This is a genomic window from Burkholderia sp. D-99, from assembly GCF_011605345.1.
Classification (GTDB): domain Bacteria; phylum Pseudomonadota; class Gammaproteobacteria; order Burkholderiales; family Burkholderiaceae; genus Burkholderia.
This window is the reverse complement of record NZ_JAAOXM010000016.1, coordinates 37,078-50,132: the sequence shown is the minus strand read 5'-3', so window position 1 is coordinate 50,132 and position 13,055 is coordinate 37,078. Positions and strand designations below refer to the sequence as shown.

11 protein-coding genes are annotated in these 13,055 nt (G+C 66.2%); 3 read left to right on the top strand and 8 right to left on the bottom strand.

What is annotated here, in order from left to right:
• Positions 1 to 132 precede the first annotated feature (132 nt).
• From HAV18_RS35245 to rpoH, 6 genes are all read right to left on the bottom strand, one after another.
• A complete protein-coding gene (locus HAV18_RS35245) occupies positions 133 to 2,616 on the bottom strand; it encodes a family 20 glycosylhydrolase (RefSeq protein WP_166965088.1) in 2,484 nt (827 codons plus the stop codon).
• A gap of 586 nt (positions 2,617 to 3,202) precedes the next feature.
• On the bottom strand, positions 3,203 to 3,319 hold the full coding sequence (cydX, locus tag HAV18_RS35240) for a cytochrome bd-I oxidase subunit CydX (RefSeq protein WP_166965086.1): 117 nt from the start codon (positions 3,317 to 3,319) through the stop codon (positions 3,203 to 3,205).
• A gap of 54 nt (positions 3,320 to 3,373) precedes the next feature.
• The gene (cydB, locus tag HAV18_RS35235) at positions 3,374 to 4,510 is read right to left on the bottom strand and encodes a cytochrome d ubiquinol oxidase subunit II (RefSeq protein ID WP_166965084.1); all 1,137 of its coding nucleotides are present in this window, start codon (positions 4,508 to 4,510) and stop codon (positions 3,374 to 3,376) included.
• A 31-nt stretch (positions 4,511 to 4,541) separates the two neighbouring features.
• Positions 4,542 to 6,122 carry a cytochrome ubiquinol oxidase subunit I gene (locus HAV18_RS35230; protein WP_166965082.1) on the bottom strand — a complete coding sequence of 527 codons (1,581 nt, stop codon included), beginning with the start codon at positions 6,120 to 6,122 and terminating at the stop codon, positions 4,542 to 4,544.
• Positions 6,112 to 6,390, bottom strand: a complete 279-nt coding sequence (gene cydP / locus HAV18_RS35225; RefSeq protein WP_166965080.1) for a cytochrome oxidase putative small subunit CydP — start codon at positions 6,388 to 6,390, stop codon at positions 6,112 to 6,114. Before cydP ends, HAV18_RS35230 begins: the two co-directional genes overlap by 11 nt.
• A 367-nt stretch (positions 6,391 to 6,757) precedes the next feature.
• Positions 6,758 to 7,693: an RNA polymerase sigma factor RpoH gene (rpoH, locus tag HAV18_RS35220; protein WP_166965078.1), complete on the bottom strand. Its 936-nt coding sequence runs from the start codon at positions 7,691 to 7,693 to the stop codon at positions 6,758 to 6,760.
• A gap of 360 nt (positions 7,694 to 8,053) precedes the next feature.
• On the opposite strand from rpoH, the gene HAV18_RS35215 reads away from it, so the two are divergent.
• Positions 8,054 to 8,623 carry an acyloxyacyl hydrolase gene (locus HAV18_RS35215; protein WP_166965076.1) on the top strand — a complete coding sequence of 190 codons (570 nt, stop codon included), beginning with the start codon at positions 8,054 to 8,056 and terminating at the stop codon, positions 8,621 to 8,623.
• A gap of 45 nt (positions 8,624 to 8,668) precedes the next feature.
• Positions 8,669 to 9,052: a nuclear transport factor 2 family protein gene (locus HAV18_RS35210; protein WP_166965074.1), complete on the top strand. Its 384-nt coding sequence runs from the start codon at positions 8,669 to 8,671 to the stop codon at positions 9,050 to 9,052.
• A 143-nt stretch (positions 9,053 to 9,195) separates the two neighbouring features.
• On the opposite strand, the gene leuA is transcribed toward HAV18_RS35210, so the two are convergent.
• Entirely contained in the window at positions 9,196 to 10,842 is a 1,647-nt protein-coding gene (gene leuA, locus HAV18_RS35205; protein WP_166965072.1) for a 2-isopropylmalate synthase, read from the bottom strand.
• Between the two features lie 379 nt (positions 10,843 to 11,221).
• Positions 11,222 to 12,196, bottom strand: coding sequence for a DNA-binding protein YbiB (ybiB, locus tag HAV18_RS35200; RefSeq protein WP_166965070.1), 975 nt, complete (start codon positions 12,194 to 12,196; stop codon positions 11,222 to 11,224).
• Between the two features lie 194 nt (positions 12,197 to 12,390).
• Between ybiB and maiA the strand changes: the two genes are divergently transcribed.
• The gene (gene maiA / locus HAV18_RS35195; protein ID WP_166965068.1) at positions 12,391 to 13,035 is read left to right on the top strand and encodes a maleylacetoacetate isomerase; all 645 of its coding nucleotides are present in this window, start codon (positions 12,391 to 12,393) and stop codon (positions 13,033 to 13,035) included.
• Positions 13,036 to 13,055: the final 20 nt, after the last annotated feature.

Genomic DNA, 13,055 nt, shown 5'->3' with positions numbered 1-13,055 from the left:
CGATGCGGGTTCGGGCCGGCCGGCAAAACGAAAACGGCTTGCGACGTGTAGCGTCGCAAGCCGTTTTTCTTTGGTGCGGGCGATGGCGCGATGCATGCGTTTGCATCGCGCGTCGCCCGGGTGTTCAGCCGTTCACGGATTCGTCAGCGTGAAGGTCGGCTTCCGGTAGCCGATGCCGGCCCGGTCGAGCTTCGGCAGTTCGCGTTGCGTGAGCAGCGTCGCGAATCCGGCCCAGTCGCGCTGCAGCGCGGCCGTGTCGACGTGATGCGTGTCGCCGCGCTTGAAGCGCACGCCGGCCGCATACGGCAGCTCCCAGTCGGCCCGGTGCCACGCGCGCTCGGCGAGCGCGAGCAGCCGCGGATAGGCCATGTATTCGAGGAAGGTGTCGTTGCGCATCACCTCGCCCCACGCCTGCCCCTGCATGCCTTCGATGCGCGGCGCGGGGCCCGTTCCCGTGACCTCGAACGGGTTGCCGTCACGGTCGCCCATCACTTCGGCGTTCTGCGGCAGGTTCTCGGGCGCGAGCGAGAACACCTTGTACTCGTCCGTCGCGTGCGAGCCCCAGTAGTAACCGCGTTCGCGCGGGTTGAGCGTGTACGGGAAGTCGAAGTACAGGTAGTCGGGCAGCGCGAGCACCGTCAGGTAGCCCTTGCCGCTCAGGTCGCGTGCGCTGTCCGATGCGCCCCAGAAGATCGTGTCCCACAGCGACACCATCACGTGGCGCGTGCTGAAGTCCTGCGGCCCGTTCGCATGCTTGATGCCGTCCTGCCACGCGGCCATCGTGTCGATCCCGTTCGCGCTGACCGCCGCGCTCACCTGTTGCGCGAAACGCGTCGGCAGCTCGTCGATCGACTTGATCTCGCCGCGCTGGAGCAGCGCCGTGCACGCGGGCGAACGCGCCCACGGCTTGTCCTGCGCGGCGAGATCGATGCGCCCCTTGTTCGGATCGGTGCCGTTCAGCGGCTGGAAGCCCGCGCCGAGGAAGATGTTCTTCGCCTCGTCGCCGCCGTAATGCCAGATGTGCAGCGGCGCCTGTGCATCCGCATGCATTGCCGCGATCTCGCGGATCACCTTCGATGCGAAATTGAGCGCGCCCGGCACGCACGGGTTCAGGTCGCTGCGCCGGTCGTAGAACTGCACCGTCGTCAGGTTCGACGTGTCCTGCGGATCGAGCAGCCGGTATGCGTTCGCTTCCTGCTCGCGGCCGGCCGCATGCAGCCGCCGGTAACGTGCCTCCATCGTCACGACGGCCGCGCGCGCATGCGCGGGCATGTCGATCTCGGGGATGATCTCGACGAAATGCGCGGCCGCGTAGCGCACCAGTGACACGTAGTCGTCGCGGGTCAGGTAGCCGCCGCCGGAGCGGTTGTCCGGGCCGGAGCCGAGCTGCGGCAGCAGGCAGCGCGTCTCGCTCGGGTCGTGGCAGCGGCGCGAGCCGATCCCGGTCAGCTCGGGCAGCCCGGGGATCTCGATGCGCCAGCCCTCGTCGTCGGACAGATGCAGGTGCAGGCGATTGAGCTTGTACGCGCTCATCTGGTCGATCAGGCGGCGCAGCGTCGCCGGGTGCTTGAAGTTGCGTGCGAGGTCGACGTGCATCCCGCGATGCGTGAAGCGCGGTGCATCCTCGACGAGCATCGCCGGGATCGGGCCGCCGCCCACGGGGGCGAGCGAGTAGAGCGTCTGCACGCCGTAGTAGAGGCCGGCGCGATCGTAGCCTTCGATCAGCACGCCGCGCGGCCCGATCGCGAGCCGGTAGCCGCCCGGCGTCGCGATGTCGGCCGGCAGCCGGCGCGGCGCGACGGCGCCCCACACCGGCACGCGCGCGCCGTCGAGCCCGAGTGTCGTTGCGCGTTCGCGTAGCGCCGCGACCTGTGCGTCCGGCAGATCGGGCAGTGCGAGCTCGACACCGCGCAGGTCGAGCGTGCCGGGCAGCGGCTGCTCGCGCTTCACGCTCGGCAGCGCGCGGCTCGCGTCGGGCCGTGCGGCCACGGGCGGCGCATTGCCGGTCGAATTGTTCTGCGCGTCGGCCGGCAGCGATTCGACGTAGCGAAGCTCGTCGTCGGTGTCGTTGTAGCGGAGCACGGCGGGCGGCGCGCCATCGACCACCACGTACGGGCGCGGGATCACGTCGCTGTAGCGCAGCAGCCAGTATTCGGCGACGAACGGCAGTTCGATGCGTTCACCCGGCGCAAGCCGCACCGAGCCGGGTAGCGGTGTCAGTTCGTACAGGTCGCCGGTGAGCCGCCGCAGCGCGAAGCCGGGACGATCGATTCGCAGAAGGCGGCGGATGCTGTGCAGGTAGAGCTTCCAGCCGCCGTCGGCGATCGCCTGGTGGCCGCGGTTCTGCAGGATCAGGCGGCCCGTCGCGCAGGCCGCGCCGTCGGCGCCGAGTGAGGCGCACGGCACGCCGGCCGCGGCCGCGTGATTGTTGTCGACGGCGACACGCAGCGCGAGGCCGTTCGACAGCCGCGCCGCGAGATCGGCTGGCGGCACGGGTGGACGTACGGCACCGGCCGCCGCGACCGCAGCGCTTGGCGCTGGCAGCGCGCCGAGCGCGACCGGCGACAGTGCCGCGATCAGCAGGCCGGCAAACAGGGTAGACAAGGTTCTGTTCATGCGGACTCCTTAAAAAAGGGGGGGCGTAGCGGCGTCACGAAATGACGTCGCTGCGTGCGGGTCTTTCAACGGAGCTGCGGGGACAACAGGGTGCGCGGGCAATGCGGCTGCCTCGCGCGCAGTCGGCACGCGGGCGCGTGCGTTACGGAACGGGGGGCGGGCAGGCGTGCCGGTCGGATCGGCGCGGGCGGGTGCATGTCTTCATCGGCGGCGCACGGCGGCGGCTGCCGCTGATGTTGATGCGGTGGCGATGCGCCCGGCGGCAAAGGCGCACGCGCGACCTGCGCGGACGATGATGGCGCCGCTCGCCGACGAAGCGCAACCGGCCGCCGTGCGGCGACGGCGAGATGGCGCGCACGCGCGCGCCACATACGGGATTCGCATGTCTCCCCCACCCAGATGGATTCGGCCTGTCAGCGGCCGTGTCCAAAGATCTTATGAAACCTTTTATTGGTATTCAAGTGGTATCAATCTGGCGCTAAATTGGCATCGGCGTGTCGGGCCTGCCCGGCCGGCCTGAGCGAAAAAAAACCTCGCACGAGGCGAGGTTCCTTCCGGACGGCGGCCGCTAGTTCGGCCGTACGTGTCAGTCGCGGGGCACGCGTGCTTCCTGCGTCTTCTGCCGAGCTTCGAGCCACATCGCATTGACGATGCCGAACGACAGCGCGACGCCGATACCGAGAATCCAGCTGAAATACCACATGATCCGACTCCTTGCGAAACGGGGCGGCGGGGCGCCTGCGCGCCCCGGCCGGGTTCAATACATCGAATGCTTGTTCTCTTCGAGCACCTCGCGCGTGACCTTGCCGCGCATCACGCGATACACCCAGGCCGTGTAGAGCAGGATGAGCGGCAGGAACACGATCACCGCGAACAGCATCACCTGCAGCGTCATGTGGCTCGACGTCGAATCCCACACGGTCAGGCTGCTCTTCGGGTCGAGCGACGACGGCATGATGAACGGGAACATCGAGAAGCCGGCGGTCAGGATCACGCCGACGATCATCAGGCCCGTGCAGAAGAACGCCGTCTTTTCCTGCTTCGAACCGGCGAGCAGCAGCGCGAGCAGGCCGCCCGCGATCCCGACGACGGGCGCCGCGATCATCCACGGGAATTCGCTGTAGTTCGCGAGCCACAGGCCCGAGCCCGCGGCGACGTCCTTGAGCAGCGGGTTCGCGACCGTATCGGTCGGCGCGGCGTGCGTGATGTGGAAGCCGCCGATGGTCGACGCGATCAGTACGCCGGCCAGCACGAACAGCACGACCGCGAGGAACGACGCCACGCGCAGCGCGACCGACGCGCGGCGTGCGATCACGCCTTCCGTCTTCATCTTGATGAAGGCCGCACCGTGCGCGACGAGCATCGTGAGGCTGACGAGCCCGCAGAGCAGCGCGAACGGGTTCAGCAGCGCCCAGAAGCCGCCGTAGTAGGTCACGCGCAGGTCGCTGTCGAACTTGAACGGCACACCTTGCAGCAGGTTGCCGAACGCGACGCCGAACACGAGCGCCGGCACGAAACCGCCGACGAACAGGCCCCAGTCCCAGCCCGCGCGCCAGCGCGGGTCAGGGCGCTTGCTGCGGTAGTCGAAGCCCACCGGCCGGAAGAACAACGCGAACAGCACGAGCAGCATCGCGAAGTAGAAGCCGGAGAACGACGCCGCGTAGACGAGCGGCCAGGCCGCGAACATCGCGCCGCCCGCCGTGATCAGCCATACCTGGTTGCCTTCCCACGTCGCGCCGACGGTGTTGACGATGATGCGGCGTTCCTCGTCGGTCTTGCCGAGGAACGGCAGCAGCGCGGTCGCGCCCATGTCGAAGCCGTCGGTGACGGCGAAGCCGATCAGCAGCACGCCGACGAGCAGCCACCAGATCAGCTTGAGAGTTGCATAGTCCATAGCGATTCCTTGTTCCGTTTCGGGTGCGTGCTCAGGCCGGGGCGCGCTCGCTGGCGGCCGCGAGTTCGTGGTGATAGCGGCCGGTATGCAGCGACGACGGGCCGAGGCGCGCGTACTTGAACATCAGCTTGATCTCGATGACGAACAGCGCGGTATAGAACAGGATGAAGCCCGCGAGACTCAGGTACAGGTCGCTCGGCTGCAGGCTCGACGCGGACAGGTGCGTCGGCAGCACGCCCGCGATCGTCCACGGCTGGCGGCCGAGCTCGGCGACGATCCAGCCGAATTCGATCGCGATCCACGGCAGCGGGATCGCCCACACCGCATAGCGGAGGAACCAGCGGCGGTTGTCCTGCAGCAGTTCGCGGCGCGCGCAGAACCAGAACGCGGCGATGAACGTGGCAACGAACAGGAAGCCGAGGAACACCATGATCCGGAACGAGAAGAACACGGGCGCGACCGGCGGGATCGTCTTTTTCGCGGCGGCCTTGATCTGCTCCGGCGTCGCATCGACCACGTTCGGCGTGAACTGCTTGAGCATCAGCCCGTAGCCGAGGTACTGCTTGTGCTGGTCGAACAGCGCGCGGGTTGCGTCGCTCGTGTCGCCCTGCTTGATCTTCTGCAGTGCGCCGTACGCGACCATCCCGCTCTGGATGTGCTCCTCGCTGTGCTTCGCGAGATCGCGCAGGCCGATCACCGGTTCGTCGATCGAGCGTGTCGCGATCAGGCCGAGCGCATACGGGATCTTGATCGCGTAGTCGGTGCGCTGTTCTTCCTGGTTCGGAATGCCGATCAGCGTGAACGATGCGGGTGCCGGCTGCGTTTCCCATTCGGATTCGATCGCGGCGAGCTTCATCTTCTGCACTTCGCCGGTCGTATAGCCCGATTCGTCGCCGAGCACGATCACGCAGAGCGTCGCCGCGAGGCCGAAGCCGGCCGCGACCGCGAACGAGCGCAGTGCGAAGTCGACGTCGCGCTTCTTCAGCAGGTACCACGACGACACGCCGAGCACGAACATCGCCGCCGACACGTAGCCGGCCGACACCGTGTGCACGAACTTCACCTGCGCGACCGGGTTGAACAGCACGTCGAACAGGCTCGTCATCTCCATGCGCATCGTCTGGTAGTTGAACTCGGCGCCGACCGGGTTGTTCATCCAGCCGTTCGCGACGAGGATCCACAGCGCGGACAGGTTCGAGCCCAGCGCGACGAGGAACGTGACCATCAGGTGCTTGACCTTCGACAGGCGGTTCCAGCCGAAGAAGAACAGGCCGACGAACGTCGATTCGAGGAAGAACGCCATCAGGCCTTCGACCGCGAGCGGTACGCCGAAGATGTCGCCGACATAGTGCGAGTAGTACGACCAGTTCGTGCCGAACTGGAATTCGAGCGTGATGCCGGTGGTCACGCCCATCGCGAAGTTGATCCCGAACAGCTTGCCCCAGAACTGCGTCATGTCCTTGTAGACCTGTTTGCCGGTCATCACGTAGACGGCTTCCATGATGACGAGCAGCCAGGACAGGCCGAGCGTCAGCGGCACGAACAGGAAGTGGTAGAGCGCCGTGATGCCGAACTGCAGACGCGACAGATCGACGACTTCACTACTTATCATGGTGGTCTCCCTCGGTGGGTACAGGCGCCGGTACCGAGAGCAGCTTCTCGGCGACGGCGGCAGGCGGCAACGACATGTGCTCGGCCTGCGGATGATTGAAAAATGCGTATTTGAGCGACATCAGGAGGATCAGCTTGACGATCAGCACCAGGGTGATGTCGCGGGCGAGGGTTGGTCCGCGTGCCCACGCGGCGATGCGTGCGCGCCAGCCGATCGTACCGGCCGGCCGCGAGGGAGGCGGCGCAGGCTCTTTATTGACCGAGATCAAGGCGATTATCCTGAATCGATTTAGAACGGATTTGGGGCGACTTTACGTCGGATTTATGACGGCCGTGAAGCTGTTTTAATCCTTTTGCGCCTGACATGCCAATTTTAAAAGGACGGCTTTCCGATGCCGAGTGCTGCGCTGCGGCAGACCGTCGCGAAACACGGGCCGAAACTTGAGGCAGATCAAGGTTATGCGGAAGGGGCCCGCAAACTGCCTATTTCCTGACGAATCAGGTCAATTAATCGGCGCAGAAACGAGTGAGGAAAGTAGCGGCGAAGCGAATGAAAATCAGCGGAAAAGACGGACGAAAAAAAACCGCTGCCGGTCGGGCAGCGGTTTTCGATGACGCGCTCTAAATCGCCGGGATTTATGCGTATTCGGCGAGGGCAGTGCGCATCTTTTTCATCGCGCTCGCTTCGATCTGGCGGATGCGTTCCGCCGACACGCCGAACTCGGCGGCGAGATCGTGCAGCGTCGAGCCGCCCGAGCCGTCGTCGTCGACGTGCAGCCAGCGCGCCTCGATGATGCGGCGGCTGCGCGCGTCGAGCGCGTCGAGTGCCTGCGCGATGCCGTCCGTCTGCAGTGTGTCGCGCTGACGCGCGGCGAGCACGGCGGTCGGTTCGTTGTGCGAGTCGGCCAGGTAGGCGATCGGCGCGTACGACTCCTCGCCGTCTTCGACCTGCCCTTCGAGCGCGATATCGCCGCCCGACAGGCGCGTTTCCATTTCGGTCACGTCTTCGCGCTTGACGTTGAGTTCCTTCGCGAGGCCGTCGATTTCCTCGGGCGTCATCGCCTGCAGGCCCTTCTTGTGGCTGCGCAGGTTGAAGAACAGCTTGCGCTGCGCCTTCGTCGTCGCGACCTTCACCGTGCGCCAGTTGCGCAGGATGTACTCGTGAATCTCGGCCTTGATCCAGTGGATCGCGTACGACACGAGACGCACGTTCTGGGCCGGATCGAAGCGCTTCACGGCCTTCATCAGGCCGATGTTGCCTTCCTGGATCAGGTCGCCGTGCGGCAGGCCGTAGCCGAGATAGTTGCGCGCGATCGACACGACGAGCCGCAGGTGCGACAGCACGAGGCGGCGTGCCGAGTCGAGATTGTTGCCTTCACGGAATTCGGTCGCGTACTGGCGTTCCTCTTCGGGCGTCAGCAGCGGAATGCGATTCACGGCCTGGATATACGCGTCGATGTTGCCAAGCTGGCCCGGCAACATCGATTGGGCTGCGAGCGCCAGCGAGCCTGCCGATTCGGCCTTGGCCGGCGTCGGGCTCAGGGTGTTCGGGAGGGTCAGGGCGTTGCTCACTAAAAAACTCCTTTGGAATCAGGGACAAACCCCCGGTCTCGAATGAAATTCCGTGGGCCATCTTAGCACTCCCGCAAGCCGAGTGCTAATTCCTTAGAGCAAGCGTGGGCATCGGAGTTCCCACTTTTTCTATCGAGTTAGTCGAGTCGATAGTCTAATCTGCGACAAAGGAGGCAAGGCGAAGTTCCGTAAGACGTTGTTTCTGATGGTAATTAGTAGACGATTTTAATTTTTGTCGTTTTGGAAGGAAGCCATTTCGCTTTGTGATGCCGATCCGAAAAGTCCTTTACCATACCATTCAGTTCGCTCGAGCCGGCCGAAGCGGCAGGCTCCATTCAACCCACAAAGTTGGAGTGTCAGATGAACAATAAGAAGAATCGCCGGCCCCGCAGCCGGCTTGCGCTGCACGCGATGCTGGCGGCGTCCCTTCTGGGCGGATCGGGTGCGGCATGCGCGGATCGATGGGGGATTCAGGCGGGCGGCGGTTTTTCGGATCGCCACGGGGTCGACAAGGGCGATCTCGGCGTGGTGTGGGATCCGGGCTGGAGCTGGTGGGAAATCGGCGGCTGGCACTTCGCGTTCGTTGTGGAAGGGCACGCCGGCTACTGGCACACGGGCGGCAACGTTCACAGCAGCATCGGCGAATTCGGCGTGACGCCGATGTTCCGCTTCATCAAGAGCGCCGGGGAGATTCGCCCGTTCATCGAGGCCGGCGGCGGCGTCCGGCTGCTGACGCACCCGACGATCTCGGATCGGTTCTCGATGGGGACCGCGTTCCAGTTCGCGCCGACTGCCGGGGTGGGCGTGCAGTTCGGCCAACGGCAACAGTATCAGGTCGGCTACCGTTTTGAACATGTGTCTAACGCGGGTATCAAAGAGCCGAATCCTGGTATAAATTTCCACCAGTTCTACTTGCAGTACAACTTCTGATCCGCACGCCCGCGCACGGCGTGCGCGTTGCCGAGGAGTCAGGCGATGACGAAGGTGGTCGATGCGATCCGCGCGCTCGAGCGCGATCGGTTCCGGGCGATGGTGGACGGGGACGGCGAGGCGCTCGACGCGCTCTTGTCGGACAAGGTGTTCTTCGTGCACACCAACGGCAAACGCGAAACCAAGCAGCAGTTCATCGACGCCATCGTCGCCGGCCGCCGCCGCTATCGCCAGATCGAAATCCAGTCGCAGGACGTGCTGCCCGTCGGCGATGAAACCTGCGTCGTCACCGGGCGCGCGTTGATCGAGATGGAAACGAACAACGGCGGCCTGGTCTTTCCGATTGCGTATACCTCCGTCCATACCCACCAACAGGGCCGCTGGAGCCTGTTCGCGTGGCAGGCGACGCGGTGCGCAACCGAGACATGAGCGCGCGTGGCGCTCCTTTTCATGTCTCGACCGAAGCGGCCTTCTGGGCCGCTTTTTGTCGCCTCGTGCAGCGCGGATCGCGCGGCGCACGGGCGGTCACGCCTCGCTCGCTGACGTTTGAACCCTGAATCGGAACCTGGCCGTCAGGCCGCCGCACGCCGATCCGCGCAGTGCCAGGCCGAGCGGTTGATCGCGCTGACGAGCGCATCGAGCGCGGCGCCCGCCGCATCGGCGTGCACGCCGACACCGTGCCGCAGCGGCGCATCGCCGACCCGGCAGCCCACCGATACCGCGATCCGCCCGTCCGTCGTGCGCGCGTGTTCGCACGACGCGACGTCGATCGCGGCGCCGGCGGTCGCCGCGAATGCCGCGGCCAAACGTCGCACGACATCGTCTGGCGCCGTGTCCGCCGTGGGCGCCGCCGCGATCTCGCGGTTCTGCCAGCGTGCGCCGTTGCCGTGACGCGTGGCCGGCCCGTCGGTGTCGAAGAATTCGCGCGCGAACAGCGCGCAGATCGCGTCGCCCGTCACTTCCTCGCCGGACGCGTCGGCAAGCGTCTGTACCGCATGGCTGAATTCGATCTGCACGCGGCGCGTCGGCGTGAAGCCCATCCCGCGTTCGAGCAGGAATGTCGCGCCGCCCTTGCCGGACTGGCTGTTCACGCGGATCACCGCGTCGTAGCTGCGGCCGAGGTCGGCCGGGTCGATCGGCAGGTAAGGCACTTCCCAGGCCGCGTCGGGGCGCTGCTGCGCGAAGCCCTTGCGGATCGCGTCCTGGTGCGAGCCCGAGAACGCGGTGAACACGAGGTCGCCTGCGTACGGATGGCGCGGATGCACGGGAATCTGGTTGCAGCGTTCGACGACGCGGCGCACGGCGTCGATGTCGGAGAAATCGAGGCCCGGATCGATGCCCTGCGTGTAGAGATTCAGCGCGAGCGTGACGAGATCGACGTTGCCGGTACGCTCGCCGTTGCCGAACAGGCAACCCTCGATGCGATCGGCGCCCGCGAGCAGCGCAAGCTCGGCCGCCGCGACCGCGGTGCCGCGGTCGTTGTGCGGATGCACGGACAGCACGATGCTGTCGCGATACGCGAGGTTGCGGTCCATCCACTCGATCTGGTCGGCGAACACGTTCGGGCTCGCGGCTTCGACGGTGGCCGGCAGGTTGACGATCATCTTGTGGTCGCGGGTCGGGCGCCAGGTTTGCGCGACCGCGTCGCAGATCTCGCGCGCGAACGTCAGCTCGGTCATGCTGAAGGTTTCCGGCGAGTATTGGAAGGTCCACTGCGTGTCGGGGCGCGCGGCGGCGTGTTCCTTGATGATGCGCGTGCCGTCGACCGCGAGCGCCTTCACGTCGGCCTTCGACATCCCGAACACGATGCGGCGGAACGACGGGCAGACCGCGTTGTACAGGTGCACGATCGCGCGCGGCACGCCTTCGAGTGCGTCGAACGTGCGTGCGATCAGGTCTTCGCGCGCCTGCACGAGCACTTCGATCGTCACGTCGTCAGGAATCCGCTTGTCGTCGATCAGCTTGCGGACGAAATCGAAGTCGGTTTGCGACGCCGACGGAAAACCGACTTCGATCTCCTTGAACCCGATCGCGACCAGCATCTCGAAGAACTCGAGCTTCTGCTCGATGCTCATCGGCTCGATCAACGACTGGTTGCCGTCGCGCAGGTCGGTGCTCATCCAGACAGGCGCGCGCTCGATGGTGCGCGACGGCCATTTGCGGCCATTGAGGCGGACGGGCTCGAACGGACGGTACTTGTCTTGCGGATTGCGCTGCATCTTCTGGACCTCGGGTCTCAAGTCGCGAGCGAAGACGGGCGGCATGGGCGACGGTTGGCGCTGCCTCGCACCGCCGCGCGCAATTGCGCCGCGGATGCGGATGATCTTCGCGAATCGGCCGACGGATAGACGGACGAATGCTGACGACTTCGGTTGTAAAAACTACGAGAGGGGTACTGCGAGGAACTGCTGGGAGGGACCGTGCGGACAGCACACGGCGCTACGACAGCCTTAGGCTAGTCGTAGCGATAGCGGCCGCGCTAGGCGGCCGGAGGTAATTCGGAGGGTGTTCGGAAAGGAACGCATGAGAGCAACTCTATGCCAGGATGCGCTCGCGTGTCAAATGCACGGCATGCCGAGGCGGTTCGCGAGCGTGCCGTCAGCGCGCGATGCGGGCGATCTGCACGATCGTCGCGACCTGCCGTGCGACCGTGTCGGGCACCGGCACCTCGCCGCGCAATACGGCGTCCGTCCACGCGGCCGTCGTGGCCGCATCGCGCGATTCGGGCAGGGGGACGGGGGGCGCATCGGTCGACGAACGTTCGGCCTCGATCAGCGTGTCGCACACGCCGTCGTGCAGCCAGTCGACCTGCACCTGACGCCGCGTGTCGGCCACGGCTTCGCCCTCGGTGCCGCGTGCCAGCAGCGCGCCGCCGAGCGCGGCGTCCGGATGGTCGCGGAACAGCTGCGCGAGGCTGTCGCGGTATGGCGGGTGCGTGTAGTTGACGAGCCGCAGGCCGGCCGGCGCGAACGGCTGCAGGATCTTCACGAGCGTGTGCGTCGAATTGCGTACGCCGAGCACGCTGCGCATCGACAGCAGGTGGGCGATGCGCGGCGCCAGCACCTCGATCGACGCGAACGCGACGCGGCGCTCGGCAAGCGTGTCCTCGATCGCGTCGTGGGACGTCGACGGCGCGAGCGACAGCGCCGAGAAGATCTCCGCGCTCGTCACGCGGCCCGGATCCTGCGCGACACCATGCACGAGCACCGGCACGCCTTCGCGTGCGAGCAGCAGTGCGAGCAGCGGCACGAGGTTCGGCTGCTTGCGCGCGCCGTTGTAGCTCGGGATCGATACGGGGCGGAACGCCGCGTCCTGCACGTGCACCGGTTCGAATGACGCCTGCGCGGCGGCGAGCATCGCGGCCAGCTCGTCGGCGGATTCGCCCTTCAGCCGATAGGCGATCAGGATCGCGCCGAGTTCGACGTCCGACACGCGCGCGTCGAGCATCGCGCGATAGAGTTCGAACGTGTCCTCGGCGGACAGCGCGCGCGCGCCGTGCGGGCCACGGCCGATTTCCTTGATGAAGCGGGCGCACGGGAACGGAACGGCGGCGGGATCGTGGGAAGCGGTCATCGGGGCGTGGGGCGGGCGGCCGGCATCGGGCCGCGCTGTGAGCGGTAAGGAATGCCCCGAGTATCGCACGGGCGCGGGCGGCGCAAGCGAGGTCGCGCATCGCGGCGCGCTACACTCTGGTTCCCGGCGGTGCGCGCGCCGGCTGCGCCGCGCCTGTGCCGTTGCCGGCCGAATACGACTACGAGAGACAACCCATGAAGCTCTACAGCTATTTCCGCAGTTCCGCGTCGTACCGCGTGCGGATCGCCCTGAACCTGAAGCAGCTGCCGTTCGACTATGTTCCCGTGCACATGCTGCGCGACGGGGGGGAGCAACTGAAGGACGCGTACCGCGCGCTGAATCCGGACGCGGTCGTGCCGACGCTGATCGACGACGAGGCGACGCTGCAGCAGTCGCTCGCGATCATCGAATATCTCGAGGAAACCCATCCGGAACCGCCGCTGCTGCCGAAGCAGCCGGTCGATCGCGCGTACGTGCGCGCGGTCGCGCTGCAGATCGCGTGCGAAATCCATCCACTCAACAACCTGCGCGTGCTGAAGTACCTGAAGCACACGCTGAAGGTGCCCGAAGAGGCGAAGAACGCGTGGTACCGGCACTGGATCGAGGCGGGCTTCGAATCGCTCGAGACACGTCTCGCGAGCGATCCGCGCACCGGCAAGCTGTGCTTCGGCGACACGCCGACGCTCGCCGACGTGTGCCTCGTGCCGCAAGTGTTCAACGCGAACCGCTTCTCGATCGACACGACACGCTATCCGACGATCCAGCGGATCGTCGACCATGCGGCGACGCTCGATGCGTTCAAGGCCGCCGAGCCCGGCGCGCAGCCCGACGCCGAATGAGCGCGGTGTGCCCGGCATGC